Origin of the sequence: uncultured Veillonella sp., from assembly GCF_963524655.1 — a bacterium.
GTDB lineage: Bacteria > Bacillota > Negativicutes > Veillonellales > Veillonellaceae > Veillonella.
Map to the genome: position 1 here is coordinate 1 of NZ_CAURHA010000031.1, position 25,623 is coordinate 25,623.

General features: G+C 38.6%; 22 protein-coding genes and 1 tRNA gene. 21 read left to right on the top strand and 2 right to left on the bottom strand.

Annotated elements, in window-relative coordinates:
* Nucleotides 1–226, top strand: a 226-nt coding sequence (locus RYM16_RS06780) for a hypothetical protein (protein WP_314983096.1), incomplete at its 5' end; no start/stop codon positions are given.
* Between the two features lie 260 nt (nucleotides 227–486).
* Here the strand turns inward: RYM16_RS06780 and RYM16_RS06785 are convergent.
* The gene (locus tag RYM16_RS06785) at nucleotides 487–696 is read right to left on the bottom strand and encodes a molybdopterin-binding protein (protein ID WP_009351405.1); all 210 of its coding nucleotides are present in this window, start codon (nucleotides 694–696) and stop codon (nucleotides 487–489) included.
* Between the two features lie 103 nt (nucleotides 697–799).
* Nucleotides 800–873: transfer RNA gene (locus RYM16_RS06790), tRNA-Gly, on the bottom strand.
* Between the two features lie 136 nt (nucleotides 874–1,009).
* Between RYM16_RS06790 and RYM16_RS06795 the strand changes: the two genes are divergently transcribed.
* The 20 genes from RYM16_RS06795 (at nucleotide 1,010) to RYM16_RS06890 (ending at nucleotide 25,282) form a co-directional block, all read left to right on the top strand.
* Nucleotides 1,010–2,335 (top strand): PepSY-associated TM helix domain-containing protein, encoded by a 1,326-nt coding sequence (locus tag RYM16_RS06795; protein WP_314983097.1) that lies wholly within the window; start codon nucleotides 1,010–1,012, stop codon nucleotides 2,333–2,335.
* A 150-nt stretch (nucleotides 2,336–2,485) separates the two neighbouring features.
* Nucleotides 2,486–3,673 (top strand): Na+/H+ antiporter NhaA, encoded by a 1,188-nt coding sequence (gene nhaA, locus RYM16_RS06800; protein ID WP_273299180.1) that lies wholly within the window; start codon nucleotides 2,486–2,488, stop codon nucleotides 3,671–3,673.
* A 36-nt stretch (nucleotides 3,674–3,709) separates the two neighbouring features.
* Nucleotides 3,710–4,882 carry a Na+/H+ antiporter NhaA gene (gene nhaA, locus RYM16_RS06805; protein ID WP_273299178.1) on the top strand — a complete coding sequence of 391 codons (1,173 nt, stop codon included), beginning with the start codon at nucleotides 3,710–3,712 and terminating at the stop codon, nucleotides 4,880–4,882.
* 261 nt (nucleotides 4,883–5,143) lie between these two features.
* Entirely contained in the window at nucleotides 5,144–5,752 is a 609-nt protein-coding gene (locus RYM16_RS06810) for a peptidoglycan-binding protein (protein WP_009351398.1), read from the top strand.
* Between the two features lie 220 nt (nucleotides 5,753–5,972).
* Nucleotides 5,973–6,791 carry a pur operon repressor gene (gene purR, locus RYM16_RS06815; RefSeq protein ID WP_265137548.1) on the top strand — a complete coding sequence of 273 codons (819 nt, stop codon included), beginning with the start codon at nucleotides 5,973–5,975 and terminating at the stop codon, nucleotides 6,789–6,791.
* 130 nt (nucleotides 6,792–6,921) lie between these two features.
* A complete protein-coding gene (gene glmU / locus RYM16_RS06820; RefSeq protein WP_314983098.1) occupies nucleotides 6,922–8,295 on the top strand; it encodes a bifunctional UDP-N-acetylglucosamine diphosphorylase/glucosamine-1-phosphate N-acetyltransferase GlmU in 1,374 nt (457 codons plus the stop codon).
* A 126-nt stretch (nucleotides 8,296–8,421) separates the two neighbouring features.
* Nucleotides 8,422–9,375 carry a ribose-phosphate pyrophosphokinase gene (locus tag RYM16_RS06825; protein ID WP_105097783.1) on the top strand — a complete coding sequence of 318 codons (954 nt, stop codon included), beginning with the start codon at nucleotides 8,422–8,424 and terminating at the stop codon, nucleotides 9,373–9,375.
* 10 nt (nucleotides 9,376–9,385) lie between these two features.
* Entirely contained in the window at nucleotides 9,386–9,964 is a 579-nt protein-coding gene (pth, locus tag RYM16_RS06830) for an aminoacyl-tRNA hydrolase (RefSeq protein ID WP_314983099.1), read from the top strand.
* A gap of 57 nt (nucleotides 9,965–10,021) precedes the next feature.
* Nucleotides 10,022–11,503 (top strand): aminotransferase class I/II-fold pyridoxal phosphate-dependent enzyme, encoded by a 1,482-nt coding sequence (locus RYM16_RS06835; protein ID WP_314983100.1) that lies wholly within the window; start codon nucleotides 10,022–10,024, stop codon nucleotides 11,501–11,503.
* A 2-nt stretch (nucleotides 11,504–11,505) separates the two neighbouring features.
* The gene (locus RYM16_RS06840) at nucleotides 11,506–12,192 is read left to right on the top strand and encodes a thymidylate kinase (RefSeq protein WP_009351416.1); all 687 of its coding nucleotides are present in this window, start codon (nucleotides 11,506–11,508) and stop codon (nucleotides 12,190–12,192) included.
* 75 nt (nucleotides 12,193–12,267) lie between these two features.
* Nucleotides 12,268–13,308: a hypothetical protein gene (locus RYM16_RS06845; RefSeq protein WP_314983101.1), complete on the top strand. Its 1,041-nt coding sequence runs from the start codon at nucleotides 12,268–12,270 to the stop codon at nucleotides 13,306–13,308.
* Nucleotides 13,309–14,154 (top strand): stage 0 sporulation family protein, encoded by an 846-nt coding sequence (locus RYM16_RS06850; RefSeq protein WP_105081341.1) that lies wholly within the window; start codon nucleotides 13,309–13,311, stop codon nucleotides 14,152–14,154.
* On the top strand, nucleotides 14,147–14,872 hold the full coding sequence (locus tag RYM16_RS06855) for a methyltransferase domain-containing protein (protein WP_314983102.1): 726 nt from the start codon (nucleotides 14,147–14,149) through the stop codon (nucleotides 14,870–14,872). The genes RYM16_RS06850 and RYM16_RS06855 overlap by 8 nt, the downstream gene beginning before the upstream one ends.
* Nucleotides 14,862–15,710, top strand: coding sequence for a 16S rRNA (cytidine(1402)-2'-O)-methyltransferase (rsmI, locus tag RYM16_RS06860; RefSeq protein WP_314983103.1), 849 nt, complete (start codon nucleotides 14,862–14,864; stop codon nucleotides 15,708–15,710). The genes RYM16_RS06855 and rsmI overlap by 11 nt, the downstream gene beginning before the upstream one ends.
* A gap of 34 nt (nucleotides 15,711–15,744) precedes the next feature.
* The gene (metG, locus tag RYM16_RS06865) at nucleotides 15,745–17,688 is read left to right on the top strand and encodes a methionine--tRNA ligase (protein ID WP_314983104.1); all 1,944 of its coding nucleotides are present in this window, start codon (nucleotides 15,745–15,747) and stop codon (nucleotides 17,686–17,688) included.
* Nucleotides 17,688–18,458 carry a TatD family hydrolase gene (locus RYM16_RS06870; RefSeq protein WP_314726273.1) on the top strand — a complete coding sequence of 257 codons (771 nt, stop codon included), beginning with the start codon at nucleotides 17,688–17,690 and terminating at the stop codon, nucleotides 18,456–18,458. The genes metG and RYM16_RS06870 overlap by 1 nt, the downstream gene beginning before the upstream one ends.
* A gap of 200 nt (nucleotides 18,459–18,658) precedes the next feature.
* On the top strand, nucleotides 18,659–20,206 hold the full coding sequence (gene ppx, locus RYM16_RS06875) for an exopolyphosphatase (protein ID WP_314983105.1): 1,548 nt from the start codon (nucleotides 18,659–18,661) through the stop codon (nucleotides 20,204–20,206).
* Nucleotides 20,206–21,771, top strand: coding sequence for a phosphatase (locus RYM16_RS06880; RefSeq protein ID WP_314983106.1), 1,566 nt, complete (start codon nucleotides 20,206–20,208; stop codon nucleotides 21,769–21,771). Before ppx ends, RYM16_RS06880 begins: the two co-directional genes overlap by 1 nt.
* A complete protein-coding gene (gene ppk1, locus RYM16_RS06885; protein ID WP_314983107.1) occupies nucleotides 21,761–23,878 on the top strand; it encodes a polyphosphate kinase 1 in 2,118 nt (705 codons plus the stop codon). The genes RYM16_RS06880 and ppk1 overlap by 11 nt, the downstream gene beginning before the upstream one ends.
* 426 nt (nucleotides 23,879–24,304) lie before the next feature.
* The gene (locus RYM16_RS06890; protein ID WP_314983108.1) at nucleotides 24,305–25,282 is read left to right on the top strand and encodes a 3D domain-containing protein; all 978 of its coding nucleotides are present in this window, start codon (nucleotides 24,305–24,307) and stop codon (nucleotides 25,280–25,282) included.
* Nucleotides 25,283–25,623: the final 341 nt, after the last annotated feature.

Below are 25,623 nucleotides of genomic sequence, written 5' to 3' on the forward strand. Positions count from 1 at the left end.
TGTCAGACGGCGTGGGAAGCCTAGGGCAATAGGGCGTAAAGGAGCGCAGCGACGCGTACGTCCATTGCATCAGGTTCGACGAAGCCCTATAGTTAAGTCTGTACATTGCCATAATGTATTATATGTTGCCATGGGCGAGTGTGATAGGAAGCCGCGTCTAGTGGTAGGAGGCAAATTAAATCTACACGGTAACGCGGCACAACGTGCCAATGTTACCGAACCGTAAAGCAGTTGAGTAAGTCTAAAATTATGTAAATTCGCTTTATATACCTGATAGCGCGGTGCGTAAGCACCAATGGTATCCTATATAAAATAGTTGAGTAAGTCTATAAATTGGTAAATATATCTTCTATTGTAGTATCTATATAAAAATGAGCCCTATAAGCTGCTTAATAACAGCTTACAGGACTCATTTTTATTCATATCAATTTAATACAAAATTAATTTATATACAAAAAAAGAGCCGCCGAAGCGACTCTAGTTTTATTATTCTACACCAACCATTACGCTAGTGGATTTGATAACAGCTACAACTTCTTTGCCAACTGCTAAGCCTAATTCTTTAACGGATTGAACTGTAATATCAGCTGTAAGAATGTTATCGTTACCTACATTAATCTTTACAATTGCGTTTACAGCACCTTCTTGAACTTCAACGATTGTACCTTTTAATTGGTTTCTTGCGCTTAATTTCATGAAATACTCCTTATAAAAAAATATACAATACAAAGCTTTATTATTTTATCATTATACAAAAAAAATAACCATGATATATATCACATCTCGGAAATTTTATGCATGGAGCGGGCGAAGGGAATCGAACCCTCCTCTCAAGCTTGGGAAGCTCGCATTCTACCGATGAACTACGCCCGCATGATGTACATATTGTATCATACTATAATATATACATTCAAGTGGAGCTTCTTTATATACTCTATACCCATAGTGGTTGCTGTATTGTGTTGATATAAGAATTGATGTATAAAATAATGAGAAAGGAGGCATATGTATGTCAAAAATTTATAAAATTCATAAATGGTTATCTATACTTTCTGTGCTATTTTTCTTAATGTTCTGCATTACAGGTCTTGTCCTTATGTTCAGAACTGAATTAAATGCATGGGCTCAAGGAGGGTCACATCATTCCTCGTTATCAATGGCGATGAGCCAACAAGAAATGTCTATTTTTAATTATGCTGATGAAGGAGCCCTATTAGTGAAAGAAAAATATCCGTCTAAGGATATTTTAAATATTTCTCCAGCTATGGGGGCTACACATATTTTACGGTATCGTATTATTGATTCATCTGCTACCGTAGCACCTCCAGCGCGTATGGGGATGGGAGGGGATTATGCATTATATAATCCTGAAACAAAGGGGCTTATTACTACGCATCATGAAACGCCTGCGCATCCTTGGGTTCGAAGTGTGTTACATACGCTTCACCAATTACATACTCGATTAGATCTTGGCAAAACAGGAATTTATATTGTAACGATTTTATCTTTTATATGTAGTTTATCTATTATTTCTGGTATTTTTTTATATGGTCCATTTCGTAAAAGCTTTGCAAAATCTACTGTATTGTCTAACTATATGAAATTAAGTACATTACATCGAGAATTTGCTATGGTTGCCACTGTATGGGGATTCATATTATGCATTACAGGTGTATGGGTAGGTGGATTTTTTATTGCTAATGGCAGCTATAATGCAGATGTACTACACACTGCAAAGCAAGAACTTTCAGTTGGTCAATCTGACATTTTACAACCATCTGAAGCTATCTCTCGAATTATGAAAGCATACCCAGATCGTCAGCTTATATCTATAGATTATCCATCTAAATTTAATAATCATCATTATGCATTTTATTTAGGTGCTGAAAATGATGATGATCCAGCTATGTTCTTGGGCCAACCAGTCTATGCTAATTTATATACTGATTCTACTAAGGATATGTATTCTACAAAAAATATCCCCTGGTATTTTACGGGTATGACTACAATGATTAATCTCCATATTCATAATCATGATACGATGGCTCTTAAAATATTATGGGCCATCTGGGATATTGTTCTTATTGTAGGCATCGTGACTGGTATTATTATGACTATTAAAAAGAAATTTGGCAGAGCTAGTGCTACAGAATCTAAAATATCGGCTGAGATAAAACATGTTTGGCGTACACCAATCTGTTGTGGTACCTTAGTATTACTTGGATTTATTATGCCACTTTGGTCCAATCCAGTTACAAATACTATAGCAGGTATTTGTTTAACTATTCCTCTAGTAGTATTTTTTATTTCTTTAATTAGAGGATTTAATCATTAAGTTATTATATTCTTCATGTATCTAATCAGCGTGCCTCATCATTAGTTTATTGATTAATTTCGAACTAAAATGATATAATAGTATATATCAACTAGGTTTTTTATGTATTAAACCTGTATTTATATTATGATTGAGAAAGTGGTAGTTACTATGAATTATATAAAAGCATTTTTCCAATCAGAGTCTGCAGGTGGGATATCTCTCCTGTCCGCGGCTATTTTAGGTGTGCTCGTTGCTAATTCACCAATGGCTGATCAGTACTTTGCTACTATGCAAATACATCTTGGTCCTATGACTATATTAGAATGGGTAAATGACGCATTAATGGCGTTATTTTTTCTATATGTTGGTATAGAGATCAAGAAGGAAATGATTTCTGGCGAGCTAGATACTAAGCAAAAACGAGTACTTCCTGTATTAGCTGCATTTGCAGGTGTTTTTACTCCAGCTATAGTATATTACTTTGCCGCTGGGTATATGCCAGAGTTTAGACATGGTTGGGGGATTCCAACTGCTACAGATATCGCATTTGCTATAGGCGTTATTACAATGCTTGGTAATATGGTATCTCCAGCGATGAAAGCCTTCTTAGCTGCTTTAGCTGTTATTGATGATTTAATTGCTATAGTAGTTATCGCTCTCTTTTATGGAGCAGGCGTCAATTTTATGGATTTAATAGCTGCAGCTGCGGTAACAGGTTTATTGGTATATACTAATAAACAAGGCTATTTACGACCATTACCGTATTGTGTACTCGGTCTAGTTCTTTGGTATCTTGTTTTAAAATCCGGTGTTCATGCTACTATTGCTGGTGTTGTACTAGCCATGACGATTCCATTTAAAGGTAAAGTTTTGGATGGTATAGTTTTGGATGGTAAAGTTTTGGATAAAGTAGTATATCCGATGGAGGAGTGGGCTCATGCCTTAAAAAATTGGGTAAACTTCTTTATTATTCCACTATTTAGTTTCTTGAATGCTGGTGTATCTTTTGCTGATTTCTCTATGGAAAACTTATTCCATCCAGTGATTATAGGTGTTTCATTAGGTTTAATTTTAGGTAAGCAATTAGGCATATTCTCTGCCGTGTATATTTTGGTTCAATCTAAAGCGATTAAAATGCCAACTAATACGACATGGCCTGAGATTTATGGTACAGCCATTCTATGTGGTATCGGCTTTACTATGAGTCTCTTTGTTGCGACATTAGCTTTCCCACCGGGTATAACTCAAGAAATGGCTAAGGTAGGTATCTTTATAGGTTCTATTGTAGCTGGTTTACTAGGTGCAGTTGTTCTAACTTTAGCTTACCAAATACGCAAGATGCGTGGTAAAATTTAATAAGGTAATCTTTTTGAAAGTATAGAAAGGATTCAAATGGAACGCATATTTGTATTCTTACGTTCTCCAAGTGCAGCTACGTCTGTATTATTAGGAGCAACAGTACTCGCTTTAATTTTAGCGAACTCTCCATCATCTGAACAATACTTCCAGATTGTTAATCACCATATCGGTAATTTAACAATTCTTGAATGGGTTAATGATGCTTTGATGGCCATATTCTTCCTATTTGTGGGACTCGAAGTTAAGCGTGAGTTTGTAGCAGGTGAGCTTAATACGAATGCCAAGCGTGTAATGCCTGGTATTGCTGCCTTGTTCGGTGTTCTTACACCAGCTTTTATTTACTACTTAATCGCAGGTTTTGATCCCGAATATATTCATGGGTGGGCTATACCGACGGCTACAGATATTGCATTCTCTATCGGTATCATCTCTGCATTAGGTTCTCGAGTGCCGAACTCTATGAAGGTATTTTTAACAGCTCTTGCTGTTATTGATGATTTAATAGCTATTATTGTAATTGCCATTTTCTATGCTGCAAGTATACAAACATTTTATTTAGTAGCTGCAGCGGTAGTTGTAGGTGCGTTAATTTACTGTAACAAACAAGGCTATGTAAGACCATTACCATATATCATTTTAGGTTTTATCCTTTGGTATTGTGTATTGAAATCTGGTCTACATGCTACTATGGCAGGTGTAATCTTAGCCATGACAATTCCTGAAAAAGGTAAATGTGGCCATAAACACGTTCGTCCAATGCAACATTGGGAACATCTACTATCCAACTGGGTTAGCTTCCTAATCGTACCAATCTTTGCCTTCTTTAATGCAGGTGTAGATTTACGTAATGTAACTATTAATGACTTATCGCATCCGGTAGTACTTGGTGTAGCATTAGGCCTTATCCTTGGTAAACAACTTGGTATCTTCGGAGCCGTATTTGCTATGGTAAAATGTGGTCTTGTGCCAATGCCAACAGAAGCAAATTGGAAACATGTATATGGTACTGCTATTGTATGTGGTATCGGTTTCACAATGAGTATCTTCGTATCTATTCTGGCATTTGCTCCAGGACATGCTCAAGAGATGGCTAAAGGTGGCGTAATTTTAGGCTCCTTAATCTCTGCCGTACTTGGCTATGTATTCTTACGAATTGTTGGTGCAAATCGTAAGGAATGCCATATCGGTGTATATCATAACTGCTAAAATTAAATAAATGTATTACATCTCCATTGTAGTCTGAACAGTATTTCAAATTTAGAAGAATAAGTCTAAATGAAAACTTTATCAGTATGCAGTGGAGATTTTTCATTGTTACCCTATATTCTTATGATATATATGTGATACACCTTTGAGATCTTTATTAATAGCTTAATATATATGAATTTTGGATATTGATAGAGAATCTATGGTTTATAAATTATTTAAAACTATATAGTATACTACTTGTTGTAAGGTGAGGTGTATATGGTAAAGAAAATAATTATTGCATGTACGCTTGTTTGTATGACTACAATGGTATCTTCTGTATCATTGGCGAAAACGATTGATAAGGGACAACGGGGGCACCATGTAAGTAAGGTCCAAACAATGTTAAAACATCAAGGGTTTTTGCATGATTCTGTAGATGGCATTTATGGTCATAACACAGAACAGGCCGTACGAAAATTTCAAAAATCTAAAGGACTCGCTGTAGATGGTCGCGTTGGTCCAAGTACGATGAATGCTTTAGAAAAGATGGAGACTCGATATGGTGGTCATGGTACAGCATTAAGTCATGATGGTGTGCCGAATAAATACTCCCGAGTGTTAACTATGGAGGCTAGTGCTTATTCTTCTCAAGATCCTGGCAATGGAAATTATACGGCTACGGGCAGTCGCTTGAAAAAAGGGATTGTATCTGTGGATCCTAGATTGATTCCATTGGGCACAAGGCTATACGTTGAGGGCTATGGCTATGCTGTAGCTGACGATGTAGGTGGTGCTATTAAAGGTCATCGCATTGACTTGGCATATGATTCTCGCTCTGAAGCATTGCAGTTTGGTCGTCAAACTGTAAAGGTATACGTCTTATAATCAAAGCTCTCTAGTATATTATTCTAAGATAGGTTTAATCGACTTATCTCATGATATATGTACTAGAGAGTTTTTTCTTTTACCGAATTATGATGTTATCGAAAACTCGAATATTCGGAGATTATGGTATAATAAATAATAGATATATGGGAGGATAACTCATCATTTTTAATAAATGGGTGTATTCAATAGTTATATGATAAATGGTAAAGGAAAGTCTATGGATAAAGTACGGCGCGTGGAACGAATGGTGGCAATGACAAAATTGTTAGTTGATTCACCGCAAAAATTGATTCCTTTGAATTATTTTTGTGACTTCTTTGGCATGGCGAAATCTACAGTTAGTGAAGATCTAACCTGTGTAAGACAGTCTATGGAACACTTTCAACTGGGAACATTAGAAACGGTAGCCGGTGTAGCTGGTGGGGTGCGATTTATTCCTCATCGTAAAGGCTCTCAAGCAAATGATATTTTACGAGATGTACAAGCTCGTTTAAAGGAGACGGATCGTATTATTCCTGGCGGTTTTATTTATATGTCTGATATTCTCTACGACTGGCATGTGATGACTCGCCTTGGGGAAATTATTATGACTCGCTTTATGGATCGTAATCCAGATTATATTTTGACTGTAGAAACAAAGGGGATTCCGTTAGCTGTCATGGTAGCGCGAGCTTTCAATAAACCTCTTGTCATTGCCCGTCGTGATAGTAAGGTGACTGAAGGTTCGGCCATTAGTATTAATTACGTAACCGGTTCCTCTGGTCGCATTCAAACTATGACGCTTACAAAGCGCGCTATTCCACCGAATGCTAGGGTTTTGATTATCGATGACTTTATGAAAGCAGGGGGTACTGCAAAGGGATTAAAAGAGCTTGTCCTTGAAATGAGTGGTGTCGTTGTGGGGACCGGTGTTTTAGTAGCAACGGCAGAACCAAACCCCAAATTAATCGATGATTATGAATCACTATTTACCTTCTATGGTATCGATGAAAATACAAAGAAAATAAGTATTGAACCAGTATTTGATGAAGAGTAAAGATAAATATTAATATTAAGCACATCATAGGCCAGTATAATAGTTTTATATTGACTATTGGCTAATAGGTTAAAAATGTAATTAATATTTAAATGTTAGACATATAAGAGATAATAGATAGGAGATTACTATGAATATTGCAAGCCTCATTTTAGCTGCTGGTAAGGGTACTCGCATGAAGTCTAAATTGCCAAAGGTGTTGCACAAGGTTGGCGGCAAAGCTATGGTAGAGCGCGTTCTTGAAACAGTTCAGTCAATTGGTACAAACCGCGATGTGGTTATCGTAGGTTTTGGTGGTGATGCGGTACAAAATTATTTAGGTAATCGCGCTGAATTCGTTCGTCAAGAAGAGCAAAATGGTACAGGGCATGCCGTAAAAATGGCTCAACCAGTGCTTGGTGATTATGATGGTACAATCTTATTATTGTGTGGTGATACTCCACTCGTTACAAAGGAAAGCTTAGAAGCTCTTTTAGAGGAGCATAAAAACTCTGGTGCAGCTGCTACGATTTTAACAGCATATATGCCTGATCCAACTGGTTATGGTCGCATTATTCGTAATGAAGCAGGTTCTGTAGTTCGCATTGTAGAACAAAAAGATGGTAAACCAGAGGAATTAGCCGTTCAAGAAGTAAATACTGGTATGTATGCTTTTGATAGCAAAAAATTATGGCCTTGCTTAGATCAACTATCAGATGATAATGCGCAAGGTGAACTGTACATCACGGATGTAGTAGGTATTCTCGTAAATGGTGGCGATAAGGTAAGCGCTTATATGACTAAAGACTTTGAAGAGTCTCTAGGAGTAAACTCTCGCTTGCAATTAGCTGAAGCTGAGGCTATTCTAAAACATCGTAAAAATGTTGAATTAATGACAGCCGGTGTAACAATTATCGATCCAGCCAATACTTACGTAGCCCCAGAGGTAACAGTAGGGGCGGATACAATCTTACATCCTGGTACAATACTTGAAGGCGATACTGTAATTGGTGAGCGTTGTGAAATTGGTCCACATACTCGTTTAACAAATGTGAAAGTTGGTAACGATACGATTATCCACTTCACTTATGGCCATGACTGCGAAGTAAAAGATGGTGTAGATGTAGGTCCATATGTTCACTTGCGCCCTAATACAGTACTGGGCAACAAGGTTCATGTAGGTAATTTCGTAGAGGTTAAAAACTCCAATGTTGGGGAAGGTACCAAGTTCCCACATCTTTCTTATATTGGCGACAGCGATGTAGGCGCTGGAGTTAACATCGGATGTGGTACGATTACTGTAAACTACGATGGTAAAGTTAAACATCGTACAACAATTGGCGACGGTGCTTTCGTAGGCTGTAACAGTAACTTAGTAGCTCCTGTAACAGTAGGTAATTATAGCTATGTAGGTGCAGGCTCTACCATTACTAAAAATGTACCAAATAAGGCCTTAGCAGTGGGCCGTAGCAAGCAAATTGTGAAAGAAAATTGGGTAACTGACGATACTTTCAAAAAGAAATAAAAAAATATTCTAATTTTTTAACACAATTTAGGCAAAATAGTATACAATAAAAAGGCAATAGTGTGTATCTGTAATGGATGATTATGGATAAGTAACCAGTATAGGAACAAATGAAAGGGTATCAAAATGGCATTTGAAGACGGCAAAAAACTTAAGATTTTCACAGGTAATGCAAATCCAGCATTGGCAAAAGAAATTTGTGATTATTTAGGTTTGCCTTTAGGTGAAGCATTTGTAGGTCGCTTCAACAATGGCGAAGTACAAATTATGATTGATGAAAGCGTACGTGGCAAAGATGTATTTATCATTCAACCAACTAGCTATCCTGTAAACGATAATTTAATGGAATTAATGGTTATGGCTGATGCGTTGAAACGTGCTTCTGCACGCCATATTACCGCTGTGGTTCCTTATTATGGCTATGCTCGTCAAGATCGCAAAACTCGTGGTCGTGAGCCTATTACAGCTAAATTAGTAGCTAATTTGATGCAAACATCCGGTATTACACGTCTTGTAACAGTTGACTTACATGCGGGTCAAATTCAAGGCTTCTTTGATGTGCCTGTAGATCATTTATATGGTGCATCCATCTTGGCTAAATATATTAACGAAAAAAATCTTGAAGATGTTATCGTTGTTTCCCCAGACCTTGGTGGCGTAACACGTGCTCGTGACTTGGCTGACCGTATTGGTGCACCAATCGCAATTATCGAGAAAAAACGTCCTGAACCAGGCGTTGCTAAAGTTATGAACCTCATTGGCGACGTAAAAGGTAAAAACTGTATTATCGTTGATGATATCGTAGATACAGCTGGTTCCCTTGTAGAGGGTGCGAAAGCTTTGGAAGAGTTTGGTGCTAAATCTGTAACAGCTGCTGTTACTCATGCAGTATTAACAGATCCTGCTAGCGAACGTATTGCGAACTCTAACATTAAAGAGCTTATCGTTACAAATACAATGCCATTACCAGAAAATTGTAAATTGGAAAATGTTACACAATTGTCTGTTGCTCCATTGTTGGGCGAAGCAATTATGCGTATCTTCCATGAAGTATCTGTAAGTAATTTGTTTGACAAATAATAGGTGATTCTTGAAATTAGTAGTAGGCCTTGGTAATCCAGGCAAGCAATATGAAAAGACAAAACATAATATTGGATTTATGGTTGTCGATGCTATCGCTGATAGTGTTCCTCACACTCCTTGGAGGGAGGAACAACGAGCAGAGGTGTGCAGTATTACCGTAAATGGTGAAAAGGTATTGCTTGTAAAGCCTCAAACATTTATGAATGTAAGTGGCGAATCTGTAGGGCCGTTGATGCGGTATTATAAGATTGATCCATCTGATGTGTATTGCATTTATGATGATATGGATTTACCAGTAGGCAAATTGCGAATTCGACCAAATGGTAGCTCTGGCGGTCACAATGGTATTAAGTCTTTAATATCTCACTTGGGAACAGAGAATTTCCCGCGCTTCCGCGTAGGCATAGGTCGTCCGTTACCACAATGGTCTGTCATAGATCACGTGTTGGCTCCATTTAGTGAAGATTCGCAAGAGAAGGTACAAAAAGGTATTAAGGATACAGTAAAAGCTGTATTAGGTACCTTAGAAGTGGGTATCGATAAGGGGATGAATCAATTCAATCCTAAACGTCGTCCACATCGATAAATACATGCATAAGGGCATGAGTCTCATAGAGATTCATGCCTTTTTTACGAGGTATATATGAGTAAGCAAGAAAGAATGCCTTTTGTAGAGGCCTTAGAAGCATATAAAGAACAACATTTTGTGCCCTTTCATACACCAGGTCATAAAATTGGTGTTGAAGCGCCTCAACGACTAAAAGACTGGATGGGACCTGCTTTGCCATATGATTTAGGTGTTATGTATGCCTTAGATGACTTACATGAACCAGAAGGGGCATTAAAGGAAGCACAAGACTTAACAGCTGAGTTATATGGTGCTGATCACTGTTGGTTTTCCATCAATGGCACTACGGCCTTGATCGAAGCTGTGATTATGGGGACAGTAGGTCCCGATGAAACAATCATTATTCCTCGTGAAGCACATCGCTCTGTTATAAGTGGTTTAGTCATATCTGGTGCAAAGCCTGTCTATATGGATTGTCAGTTTGATGAGCGATGGGGCATCCCTTTAGGTGTCTCTTTAGAAGATGCAGTTAGAACCATGGAGGCCCATCCAGAGGCGAAGGCGATTCTATTAGTCTACCCGAATTATTATGGTGTAGGTGTAGATATTGTAAATATTGTAAAAGAGGCACATAAACGAGGTTTAATAGTTCTGGTTGATGAAGCACATGGTCCACACTTACCATTTGATGAATCCTTACCTATAGGTGCTATCGAGGCGGGGGCAGATTTAGTAGCACAAAGCACGCATAAATCAGTTGGGTCTTTGACACAAACCTCTTGGTTATTAGGCCAAGGAGATATGATTAATAAACGTCGTATTACACAAATGCATCAAATGCTACAAAGTACGAGTCCCAACTATATTTTCCTTGCCTCCTTAGATATGGCGCGTTATCAATTGGCCACAGCAGGTAAGGCCCTAGTAAGTCGTACCGTAGAATTGAGCCTATATTTACGGAATGAATTACATAAGATTTCTGGTGTCACTACCATGGAATATAGGGATATTCAAGATCGAGTGGCTAACTACGATTGTACTAAGGTCCTTATCGATGCAAAAGAATTAGGTCTTACCGGTATTGTATTTGAACAAATGTTGCGAAAACAACGTATTGAGGTAGAACTAGTGCAAGCTCATCATGTACTGGTACTCATTACAATTGGCGATACTAAGGCGTCTGTAGATGCTTTAATTAAGGCTGTAAAAACTGTAAGTGATGAAGTATTAAATGGTTCATATACAACTGACCATAGTTTAGAGGGTAATTTTGATGTGCTTAGTAAAGATTCAGCTCTATTATCTGAGCCAGTCGTTCGTGTAACACCTCGCAATGCTATGTATGCTCATCGTGAGCAGGTTCCGTTACGTGAAGCATTACATCGTATTGCTGGGGAGACTATAGCTTATTATCCCCCAGGGATTCCTTGTGTAGCCGTAGGTGAAGTGATTAGTGAGTCTGTGTTACAATATATAGAGAATCGAAAGGCTCTAGGTTATGTGCCGAATGGGGCCGATGATATGACATTAGAAACAATCTGGGTGTTACAGGAGTAATTATGGGGACTTTAATCATATTAGAAGGCGGAGATGGTAGTGGCAAAGCTACGCAAACTAAACTATTAGTAGAACGCTTAATCAAGGAAGGACATGCAGTTAAATCTGTAAGCTTCCCAAACTATGATAGCGGCGCTGCTATGCCTATTAAAATGTATTTAGCCGGTGAATTTGGTAAAGATGTACATGATGTAAACCCTTATGTGGCAAGTTCCATGTATGCTATAGATCGCTTTGCATCCTTTAGAACTGATTGGGAAGAGTTCTATAAAAATGGGGGCATCATTATTGCAGATCGCTATACGACGTCTAATATGGTGCACCAAATGGTAAAATACGATGATCAGAAGGAACGTACTGCATTTCTAGATTGGCTTGAAGACTTTGAATTTAAAAAGTTCGGGTTGCCTACACCTGATGCGGTGTGTCTGTTAGATATGCCTCTTGAAGTCAGTGAAGCCCTTATGGCGGAGCGTACTGGCAAAACGGGAGGCAGTACAGGTGATATTCACGAAGGAAATCATCAGTACTTAGTAGCTGTTCACGATGCCTATGAAGAGCTAGTAGAACGCTACCAATGGCACCGCATCCCTTGTGCTAGTAAAGATGAATTTAGTCAGTATACGTTGCGCACCATTGAAGAAATTCATAACGATGTATATCAAGCAGTAGTAAATCTACTGCCTTAGGATAGGGCGGCTCTTTTAAAAGTCGCCTTTTTCTTATATAATATTAATATTGAGCATGTATTGATAGGAGGAGCTATGACATATTTTGATTCTATAATTGGTCAAGATTCGATCAAGGCACACCTATCGGAACTTGTAAATCGCAATGCATTACCACATAGCCTTTTATTTTATGGTGAAGCAGGTCTTGGCAAGCTAGATATGGCCATAGGTCTTGCGTCTCTATTATTGGGGCGCCAAGTATTTTCTCAACCTAAGGGGACCGCTTATTTAGAGGACGTTAAAGAAGCACGTCTTGCCAATGGTGAGACCGAAAAGCGCATCGAAGCAGAAGGTTTGCCTATCTATATGGATAAGGGCGATGCCTTTTGGATTCGTCCTATGAAGACGACCTTAAAGGTGGATCAGTGGTATTCATTATTGCAAGATCATCTGTCAGTAGCAGGTAATGGTAACCGCGTTGTCATTGTGGAGGACTTTCACACGGCCAATGCAGTTATGGCAAATGCCATGCTTAAAACCATTGAAGAGCCGCCTGAACAGGTGTATTTCATCATAATTACGAATAAGATTAACACTGTGTTACCAACTATCATTTCTAGATGTATGGGCGTTGGCTTTAATAGTGTTGATGTAGATACGATTCGGAAGGCTCTTGTAGCTCGTGGAATCAATGGTGATATTGAGCAGGCTTTGTTAGCAGGTCATGGTAATCCACAGTTAGTGGAGAAATTGGCTACTCAAGGTCGCATTGAAATGCTAGAGTTAGCAGTTAAAGTGATGGATATCCTCGCCTTAGAAACGAGATGGTTTTCTATGATTTCGCTAGCTTGTGAAAGCTTACCTCGTGAAAGTCTAACCGAGTTAATGCACTGGCTACGTCTTGTGAGTAGAGATATGATGGCTCTTAAAATGGGGGCCCAAGACGCACAATTACAAGTACCAATGTACAAAACTCAATTATTACGATTATTACCGCGCTGGTCTATGCAAGCACTGTCAGAGGTTATTACCGAAACATTGCAAGCAGAACGGGCCTTGCGCTTACACATAAAAACCGCTCTCGTGGTGGACGGTCTCAGTATCGCCCTTCATGATGCTCGGGAGGAGGATTAAATGCTAACCATAGTTGGCGTACGCTTTAAAAAGGCAGGTAAGATTTATTATTTTCTGCCTGAACAATTAGAATTATCTGTTGGAGATGGGGTTATCGTTGAAACGGCACGTGGCGTTGAATACGGTACGGTTGTGATTGGACCAAAAGAGGTCTTTGAAGATGCTGTTGTAGCCCCTGTTAAGCCTGTTATTAGAAAGGCAACTCCAAAGGATTTGAAACAAATCGAGAAAAATAAAGAGCGCGAAGAAAAAGCCTTTGAAATTTGTCTCGAAAAAATTGGAAAACGTAAGTTACCGATGAAGCTCATCAATGTGGAATACACATTCGATATGAATAAAATTATATTCTTCTTTACTGCGGAGGGTCGTATCGACTTCCGTGAGCTAGTTAAGGATTTAGCAACAGTATTTAGAACTCGCATCGAGTTGCGTCAAGTAGGCGTCCGTGATGAGGCTAAGGTTTTAAATGGTATTGGCGCTTGTGGTCGACCTTTATGTTGCTCTAACTTCTTAGGTGACTTCACACCTGTATCGATTCGAATGGCTAAGGACCAAAATTTGAGTCTGAATCCTACAAAAATTTCAGGTGTATGTGGTCGTTTAATGTGCTGTCTTAACTACGAAGATGACTTATATAAAAAAGGTGGCGACCTATATGTGAAGAAGGAACGCCCTCAAGCTCCTCAAGAGGTTGCACCTCCTGGGATTGGTAAAGAGGTTGTAACTGATGAAGGTATTGGTAAGGTCTTAAAGGTAAATCACCATAAACATACGGTGAAGGTACAGCTAGAAGCTGGCCGTACTATTGATTTGAAATGGTCCGAGGTGGCATTGCCTGATGAATGATCAAGAACGACTTGATGATTTAATTATAGATGGCTTACAGCTTTATCAACGTTCTGATATGTTTCGCTTTTCCTTTGATGCTATAGCACTCATTCACTTTTGCCGTTTTAATAGTCGTCATACTTATGTTGATTTTGGAACGGGAACAGGTGTTATGCCGCTCATAGGGACGTCTTTAGGGGCGGGGCATATAACGGGCATAGATATCAACGAAACTCTTATTGAGTTAGCTCAGCGCAGTGTTGAGCACAATGATAAACAAGATGTGGTAAAGATGTTGTGCGGCGATTATCGTCATATGTCTTACCAAGATATACAAGATAAGCCCTTTGATGGTGTTATTGTAAATCCCCCTTTTTATGATTCTGAAAGTGGTGCAAAGCCTACGTCAGTAGAACGGGCCTTGGCACTTCATGATGGACATACAACATTGGATGAGGTTTTGAAAGCTGTACAGTCCTTTATTAAGTGCAAAGGGCGCTTGTGGATGATTTATAGTGCTAGTCGCTTACAATATGTGCTACATGAATTAGAAGTAGCCAACTTTCAAGCTAAGAGAATTCGATTTATTCACGGTATGATAGATAAACCAGCGAAACTTGTGCTAATCGAAGCTATCTATCAAGGTCAGGCTGGACTTGTGTTAGAGCCGCCACTCATCGTTTACGAGAATCCTAATGTGTACACGAAGGAGGTGTCCTCTTGGTATGAACGATAACGAATGGGGCACCTTATACTTGGTGCCTACACCGATAGGTAATTTAGAAGATATGACGTATCGGGCAGTTCGTATCCTAGGTGAAGTAGATGCTATCGCTGCCGAAGATACGCGCCATACAGGCATATTATTAAAACATTTTGACATTAAGAAGCCTTTGATCTCTTATCATGAACATAATAAGGACGAAAAAGGTGCTTATATTATAGAGCTTTTGTTAGAAGGGCAGTCTATTGCGTGTGTTAGTGATGCGGGTATGCCAGCTATATCTGATCCAGGGGCTGACCTAGTAACAAAAGCGATTGAAGAAGGCATAACGGTAGTGCCATTACCCGGTGCAAATGCGGCGTTAACAGCGCTTATTGCATCAGGATTAGATACGAAATCCTTTACCTTTGCAGGATTTTTACCTAAACGGGGTAAACATCGTATTGAAGAACTACAGCGACTTTCACAGGCGACGGGAACATTGATGTTTTATGAAGCACCTCATCGTTTGCAAGAGGTCTTACAAGATATGTATGAAGCCTTTGGCAATCGATCTATCACGGTGGCAAGGGAATTGACTAAGAAGTTTGAAACCTTTGTACGCACCGATTTAGAGAGCCTTGTAAATGATTTGGAACAGCTCACGTATAAAGGGGAATTCGTCCTCATCGTAGGTGGTGCTGATACAGTAGAGTCTGATACTAGTGAAGTTTCGGATGAATCAGTATCGTATGTAGATGCTGTACAAACCCTTGTAGAAACAGGAATACCTAAAAAAGAAGCAATTCGCCAGGTGGCAAAGCGTTTTAACGTTTCCCGCCGGGATGTATATAATATTGTAGAACGTTAAACCTTCCCATTCGAAGGTTAGAAGGAGACTCATCATGGGAGACACAAAAAAAACGTATTATATTACGACACCTATTTATTATCCAAGTGCTAAGTTGCACATTGGTCATACGTATTGTACATCTGTAGCTGATACAATCGCTCGATTCAAGCGTTTGGCTGGTTATGATGTACGTTTCTTGACTGGTTCTGATGAACATGGTCAAAAAATTCAACGTGCTGCAGAAGCGCAAGGTATTACACCTCTTGAATACACTACGAATATCGTAAATGACTTTAAAGCATTGTGGGAGAAGATGCATATCTCTAACGATGACTTCATTCGTACTACTGATGAACGCCATGAAAAGGTAGTACAAGAGCTCTTTACAAAAGCTTATGAAAAAGGCGATATTTACAAGGCTGAATATGAAGGTTGGTACTGTACACCGTGCGAAACATTCTGGACTGAGCAAAAACTTGGTGAAAATCATACATGTCCAGATTGTGGCCGCCCTGTAGAGAAGGTTAAAGAGGAAAGCTACTTCTTTAAACTCGCTAAATATACAGATCAATGGTTGAAATTCATCGAAGAAAACCCTGATTTTATTCAACCTGAATCTCGTCGCAATGAAATGATTCAATTCGTAAAACAAGGTTTGGAAGACTTGGCTGTTTCTCGTACATCCTTTGACTGGGGTATCAAGGTACCATTTGATCCTAAACATGTTGTGTATGTTTGGTTCGATGCATTAGTGAACTATATTAGTGCCCTTGCTCCATTTGATGGGGATGGTGAATTATACAAAAAATACTGGCCAGCAGATCTTCATTTAGTAGGTAAGGAAATCGTACGTTTCCATACTATTATTTGGCCTATGATGCTCATGAGCCTTGAGCTACCATTACCTAAAAAGGTATTTGGTCACGGCTGGATGATCGTTGACGGCACTAAGATGAGTAAATCCTTAGGTAATGTTATCGATCCTATTCCATTGATTGATACATATGGAGCAGACTCCTTGCGTTACTATTTATTGAGTGAAATTACACTTGGTAATGATGGTAACTTCACATTGCCTAATTTCGTTACAAAGATTAATGCTGACTTATCTAACGACTTAGGTAACTTATTGAACCGTACTATTGCTATGATTGAAAAATATCATGATGGTGTGATTACAAAATGCGATGATATGGACGATTTAGATCGCGACGTATCTGCATTAGCAGTTCAAACTGTGAAAGACTTTGAAGCATCTATGGAAAATATGGAGCTTAATAAAGCTATTAAGTCCGTATGGGCATTTATTGGTCGCATGAATAAATATATCGATGAAACAATGCCTTGGGTATTGGCTAAATCTGAAGACGCTCATGATAAAGCGCGCTTGCAATCTGCTATGTATCACTTAGCAGAGGCATTGCGCATCATTGCTATCTTAGTAAGTCCTGTTATCCCTGTAGGTGCTCCAAAAATCTGGAATCAATTAGGTCTTGTAGGTTTTGATGAGGCTACATTAGAAGACGCTAAAACTTGGGGTGCATTGCCAACAGGTACAAAAGTTGTGAAAGGTGAACCGATTTACCCACGTTTTGAAATCCCTGAAATGATAGAAGCTACTCCAGCAGAAGCTGAAGAGGCTGTAGATACATCTAATATTCCACCATTAAAAGAAAATATTACGTACGATGACTTCGAGAAGCTCGATCTTCGAGTAGCAAAAGTCGTTAGCTGTGAAAAAGTGCCTAAATCCAAAAAGTTATTGAAATTTGTATTGGATATCGGCATTGAAGAACGCACAGTACTAAGTGGTATTTCTCAATATTACGAGCCTGAAGCTATGGTTGGTAAAAAGGTAATTTATTTATCTAACTTGGCTCCTAAGAAGATGATGGGCATCGAGTCTTATGGCATGATTTTGTCCGCATCTGATTGGGAAGAACATTTAGAGGTAACAAATATCGAATCTTTACCAGCAGGAAGTGTGGTTAAATAATGAAACTCTTTGATACACATGCTCATGTGAATGACGGCCGTTTCAGTAATGACCGTGATGAGATGTTACAAGCTTGCTTTGATGCAGGTGTAGAATACATTATGATTCCTGGTGTAGACCGCAGTACAGTTGAATCTGGGTTAGCCTTGGCAAAACAGTACGACCGTCTTTATGCTGCAGTAGGTACACATCCTCATGAGTCTAAAGATTTTACAGAGGAAGACTATGAGTTCTATAAGGAACAAGCACTCAATAACGATAAGGTACGCGCTATCGGTGAAATCGGTTTAGATTACTACTATGATTTCTCTGATCGTGAAACGCAAAGACGCGTATTCATTCGTCAGTTGGAGTTAGCTCGTGAAGTAGATTTGCCTATTATTATTCATGACCGCGATGCGCATGGTGATATTATGAATATCTTGCGCAATGAAGGGAAGGATAATTGGGGTATTTTCCACTGCTACTCTGGTAGCTGGGAAATGGCTAAGGAAGCTATTAAATTAGGCTTTTACATTTCCTTTGCCGGCCCTGTAGTATTCCCTAAGTCTACAAATCTTAAAGAAGTAGCTAAACAAGTACCAATAGACAGAATTCTTATTGAAACAGACTCACCATATTTGACACCACCTCCATTTAGAGGCCGACGCAATGATCCAAGCAAAACTCAATTTGTGGCAGAGGAAATTGCCCGTCTAAAAGGTCTCGATGTAGATGAGTTCTGTGAGATTACCTATAATAATGGTAAACGAGTATTTGGTATCGAGTAGATATACATCTTAGTAATGAATATTTCTGATACACTAAATATAAGCTAACTTACCATGGTTTTGCCTGTAGAATAGACATTAAAATCATATAGAAATCTAAATTATAAAACGCGATTTTCCCGTATCGGTGAGAATCGCGTTTTTCTATGGTATACTAAAGTATATTCATACTGAACACGTAGTAGGATGAGGGTAGTAGGATGAAACGTATTGCATTTATAGATTTAGGTTCTAACTCTGTTCGCTTTGTTATTTATGAAATTTCTAAAACGGGCAGTTATAGACTGATATACCAAGAAAAAGAAAGTGTGCGCCTCAGTGAAAATATGTGGGGTACTCACGAATTAACAAATGAAGCAATGGAACGTTCCTTACGTTCTTTGAAAGCCTTCGTTCATATGGCGGAAGCTATGGAAGTGGATACCATTAAAGCTGTTGCTACGGCAGCCGTACGCCTTGCTAAAAATGGGGATGATTTCATCAAGTCTGTAAAAAAACGAACTGGTCTAAATTTAGAATGCATTGCAGGTGAAGAAGAGGCGCGATTAGGCTTCCTTGGTGTTATTAATACTATTGGTCTCAAGGACTTCATTATCTTTGACCTAGGTGGTGCTAGTACGGAGGTAACCCTTGTACGAGATCGCCATATTGCAGAGGCTGTAAGCTTACCAATTGGAGCTCTTACATTGACAGGTACTTATCAAAAGGGGGAGGAGTATACCCCTAAAGAGCTTGAAAAAATGACCAAAGCGGTGAGGAAAGCTATTAAAGAACATACTTGGCTTCGCAATGTAAAATTGCCACTCCTTGGTATTGGTGGTACAGCGCGTAATATTGCTAAAATGGATCAACGTAAGTTATCCTATCCTATTACTAAACTACACAACTACGAAATACCATATCATCGATTCCACGAGATTTTCGAAGACGTAAAAGGTAAATCTTTGGAAGAACGTAAAAAGATTAGTGGCTTGTCTTCAGAACGTGCAGATATCATTATTGCAGGCCTTACCATCGTGGAAGAATTATTTAACTACGTAAATACAAAGACTCTCGTTGTTGGTGGTTGTGGTTTGCGTGAAGGTTTATTCTATGACTACTATGGGAAACATTATTTAGGGGGAAATCCTATTATCGATGATATTTTAGTTCACTCCGCTGAAAATGTACTCTTAGGCATGACTAAACATGAGCTAGTACATGCCAAATATATTACTGGTTTAGCTACTACCTTATTTGATGAATTAGAGCCACTTCATAAAGCGGATAACAATGCAAGACGATGCTTGATTACGGCTAGCCTACTTCATGATATTGGTAAAAGAGTTAACTATTATAGCCACGCACGTCATGGTTGTTATATGCTCGTAAATAGTAATTTATATGGTATTTCTCACGTAGAACAAGCCTTTAGTGCTTTCCTAGTTATGAACTCTCATGGTTTGACACCTAAAGAGTATAAAAACTTCTTATACGGTAAATTATTAGATCAGGAGCAACGCTCATTAGGTCAAAAATTGTCTATTATCTTAGCCTTGGCAGAGGCTCTCGATGAAAGTCATGAACAATTTATTCGCCGTTTAGAGGTAGCTATTAAATATACTAGCGTGGCCTTAAAGGTTCAGTATATAGAGGGTCGTGATGTGAGCGTTACAAAAGCGGCTGTTGAAAAATTAGCAAAATCTTTCAAAAAAGAATTCAAAAAAGAATTAGAAATTGAGTGGACGGAAGCTCGTAAGGAGGCATAATGGCATTACCAAAAGCATTACGATATGCAGTATTACATGTGGGCTCCAGTAGTATGAGCATTACTATTGTAGAATATAAGGACATCGATGATATACGCATTATCGATCATGCGGCGCGAGAGGTAACCTTTGGAGAGGAATTATTTCAAACGTCTCGCTTAAGCTTCAAAACGATAGAAGAAATCTGTCATATTTTAAAAGGTTACAAACAGTTAATGGCAGATTATGGTATAACTCGTTCTAGATTATATGGGACAACCGTAATTCGTGAGGCTGCTAATCGTCGCAGTATTCTAGACCAAATTTACATCCAAACAGGTATGCGTGTAGAGGTTATCGACATGCCGAAAGAGGTGTATTACAAATATGCCTTACTATACTATAAAATGACACACCAGTATCGCTTAACGGATCCGACCAAGGCGACGTTGTTCCTTGATATTACATCGGGTGGTGTGGGCTTAACAGTATGGCGTGGTGAAAGTTTATTATTCCAACGCAATATGCATAGTGGTTCGTTACGCGTTATGGAATCCTTTAACCGCAACCAACGTTCCTCTACGTCGTTCCCAAGGGCCATTACCGAATATTTACACCGCATGATTGGCCCGTTGCGAGAGGAACTTCAAACCTTCAATATTAATAGCGTCATTTTATCTGGAGATGAAGCTCAGTATATGGCTCGTCTTATGGGGGATGAAAGTAATAAGGATGATATTATTACTATTGAGCCTGAACGGTTCAAAGGTCTCATTAACTCCTTTGATGGGGTAACGGCTACCAAGTTGATGAACCGCTATAAACTGCCTGAGTATAAGGCTAATATTTTGATGCCGACTATGATTTTATTTAATGAAATCATTACCGCTATAGAGCCTAAATCTTTGATTTTTAGTAGCTTCTCCTTCTCCCAAGGTATAAGCTGGTTCTATGGTGTGGAGGCCGAAAACAATCCGTTTATGTACCAATTGCGTGAGCAAAATGCTCAATTAGCACGCGCTGTTGCCGATAGATATCATACCGATAGCATTCACGATGCTGAGGTAGAGCGATTTAGTTCATTATTCTGTAAAACCTTACGGCATAAAGGCTTACCAGAGCGGTGGGGATATTTGTGTCGTATAGCCGCTATTCTTTGCTCTGTAGGTAAATTTGTAAATTTGCGGAATCATGGGGAGCATGCCTATCATATCGTGATGGGTACAGATATTTTTGGACTTTCAGAAGAAGAGAAGCAAGTAGTGGCTAATGTAGTATATTATCACTACAAAGGGACACCATCTGATGACGATGCGTACTTTAATGCACTAACAGAATTGCAAAAGATTCAAGTAACAAAGTTAGTAGCTATCATTCGCGTAGCTTGTGCCCTTGATGCGGGCAGTAATCAAAAGATTTCAGATGTTACCTTAGAGGAACGGGATAATGTATTATATGTGTTCTGCCGGACTAATGAAGATATCTCTTTAGAATGGTGGACATTTACAAGTGATTCTGAATATTTCACAGAAGTCTTTGGTATGGAAATTAAACTGGTAAGAGGGGGTGACCGCCATGTTCAGTAATGCAAAATATTATTTTAACCGTGAGCTATCTTGGTTAAAGTTTAATCAGCGTGTGCTATTAGAATCTATAGATACTAATACGCCTTTATTAGAACGGTTGCGCTTTATTGCTATTGCTAGCTCTAATTTAGACGAGTTCTTTATGATTCGTGTGGCTGGTCTACGTCATCAAGTAGTAAATGGCATCGTTAAATATGATGCTGCCCATATGGATGCAAAGGCACAATTAAAGGCCATTGATGAGTCTGTACAACGCCTAGTTTCTATGCAAAGTACGTATTTAAACAATGTGCTCACCGAACTCGAGAACTATGGCTTCTTCTTTACTGAACCTGAACAGTTAGATGTAAAATCCAAATCTTGGTTACGTCATTACTTCGAGGAGCATATCTATCCTGTTGTAACGCCACTAGCCGTTGACTCTGGTCATCCGTTTCCATTTTTAACAAACCATACCATCAATGCTATTGTGCGTATCTTTCAAATACTACCAGATGGTACAAAGGATTATAAGATTGCTATCTTGCCTATTCCATCTGTACTTGATCGTATCATTGAAATCCCAAGTCGAGGCAATAAAGAACATCGAGTTGTTTACTTAGAAGATGTCATTACATATTATGCAAACCAATTCTTCCAAGGCTACGGTATTGAGGATTATATGGTATTCCGTATCACTCGTGATGCGGACCTAGAAATCGATGAAGAAGAGGCGACGGATTTACTATCGGAGGTAGAGGAATCCTTACGTCGTCGCCGTCGTGGTGATGCGGTGCGATTAGAAGTCTGTGGTGATGTGAAGGACCATTTGCTTGATTTTGTTCTTACTAGTGTTGAGCTTGAACAAAAGGACGTATATCGCATTGATGGTCATTTGGATTGTCGCATGTACTTTGATTTCTGCAACTATCCTGGTTTAGATGAGCTTCGGTACGAGCCTTTTGACTCTAAGATTCCTAGTGAATTAGTAGACCACGAAGGTGAAAGTTTATTCTCCGTTATTGGCAAACAAGATCTTTTTGTTCATCATCCTTTTGAATCGTTTACAGTGGTTGAACAGTTTGTTGCCCAAGCGGCTATAGATCCAGATGTACTAGCCATTAAACAAACCTTGTATCGCGTAAGCGGTGATTCTCCAATTATTGCATCCTTGATTAAGGCTGCAGATAATGGGAAGCAAGTAACCGTACTTATGGAGGTTAAGGCACGTTTTGATGAAGAAAACAACATCCAAATGGCCCGTCGCCTTGAAAAGGCGGGCTGTCATGTAATTTATGGGTTAAAAGGTCTTAAAACGCACTCTAAAATCACCATGGTGGTGCGTAGAGAAAATGATGGCATTAGGCGTTATGTGCATCTTGCTACAGGTAACTATAATGGTAAAACTGCTCGCATATATACTGACTGTGGTATATTCACATGTAATGATGAATATGGTGACGATGCATCTCGCTTCTTTAACTTAATTTCGGGCTATTCAGATCCGCCAATTTGGAATAAGTTTATCGTAGCGCCCTTAAATTTACGGGAAAAAATTATAGAATTAATTGACCGTGAAATTGAATTGGCTAAAAGTGGAGAGGAAGCTTATATCATTGCTAAGATGAACTCCTTACTTGATAAAAAGGTCATTGCTAAGCTATATGAAGCATCTACCGCAGGTGTTCACATTGATCTTATCGTTCGTGGCATTTGTACACTTCGACCTGGCATTGCTGGAGTAAGTGATAATATTACGGTTCGCTCCATAGTAGGTCGTTTTTTAGAACATCATCGCTTATTCTATTTCCGCAATGGTGGTAATGAAAGTCTGTATTTATCTAGTGCAGACTGGATGCCTCGTAACTTAAACGAACGTGTAGAACTCATGATTCCTATTGAAGATAAGCGTCATAAAGAACGAGTGAAGGGCATATTAGATCTTTATTTAGAAGATACCTTGAAAGCGCATATTATGAGAGCTGATGGTTCCTATCGTAAAATTAATGATCGAGAGAATCCTATTTCTGCTCAAGAAGAGCTTATGAAAGCAGCTATTGAGAATGAGCGGAAGGAATCAATGACCGTCATTGAGCGTCTACAACCCATGTTAAAGATGAATAAATGATGAAAATTGGCTTGTAGATAGTATTGTGAATTTTAATACAATTGTATAGTATGAAAAAAGCCTGTTTATACGGGCTTTTTTCTATGTATATCTATTTAAAAATGAGATAAAAATGAAATTTTGAAAAATGTTGAAAATTATGGTAACAATGTAAAAACACATAAAAATACAATTCAAGTAATAAAAAAACTGTATATACTATATATAGTATGAGTATCGTATATATGTACACAATTCGGAATATATTGTATGGTATTCAAAAATATCAATATGTACGTATACAGTAGACTTTTCGTAGAAAATATAAAAAGATACAATATAAAAATCCAGTAATTACTTGTGTTTATCTCTAATTGTTAACCTAATGAGTTTGACAGGTTATATCTATCTGTAGTAGAATAATACCATTACAGGAGGGATTACAACATGAGAATTCATAAGACACACAAACGATATATTTCGTCTGTTGTTGCAGGATTGATTGTAACAGCTGTAACTATGACAGGTTTTTCTTATAATGATAAAACCGTTACCGTTATGGTAGATGGTGCAGCACACACTGTTAGAACGCATTTAAATTCTAACGAAGGCATCGTACGCGACGCTGGGGTTAAATTAAATCCAAATGATAAAGTTATTTCCAGCTCTACATCAGTTCAAAATGGTACAACATTAACTGTTGTTCGCGCTGTTCCGGTGTATGTAACTGTGAATGGTAGAACAAGAGCTGTTTTCACTACAGAAACTACGGCTCAAGGCGTTGCTAATGAGCTCGGCTTTAAAATACCTAACTATGTAGTTGTAGGTGATCCAAATGGTTCTGTATTAAGTGGTACACAAATTACAATCGCTCAAGTAACAAGTCGTTCTTTATCTACAGTAGATCAAGAAATTGCTATTGAAGTTATTCGTCAAAAAGACGATACTATGGCTAAAGGCGAAGAAGAGGTTGTTCAAGTTGGTCAACCTGGCTTGGAACGAGTACAACGTGAAACATTATATAGCAATGGTACAGTTATTAAAACAAATGACGTATCTAAAGAAACACAACGCGCAATGGTTCCTACTATTATTAAAGAAGGTACCCGTGAAGTGACTACATCTCGTAATGTGGCGGGCCGTGCATCTCGTGCTATCGTAATGGAAGCATCTGCTTACCTTGCAGGCGATGGTGATGGCTTGGGTATTACTGCTACAGGTGTTCCTGCAGTTCGTGGTATTGCAGCGGTTGACCCTGATGTTATTCCATTAGGCACACGCTTGTTTATTCCGGGCTACGGTGAGGCTATTGCAGCTGATACAGGTGGTGCTATTATAGGCAATAAAATTGACCTTGTAATGGACTCCTACGGTGAGGCTATGGAGTTTGGTCGTCAAGACGTAACAGTGTACGTTTTAGACTAAATAAAACGATTTGAGGATATATCTATTGATATATCCTCTTTTTGTTTATTACTATATTATATTTATGACTATATTTTTTTGTGACTATATTATATATAACTATTTTATACCTCTGAATATTACGTTATTTTGACTGTTTATATTAAAAGTAATAAGACAGTTAATATTGGAGGTTATATGTAAGCGTATATTTATACGATTCCTTATAATTTGTTTACTAAATTGTTGTATATTATAACAAAAATGCTAAAAAGACGACTTAGATGTGTAAGTCGTCTTTTACTTTTTGTACGCCGAATAGGCATGACTAAACCCCCAGTTAAACTGGGGGTCGGTAAAAA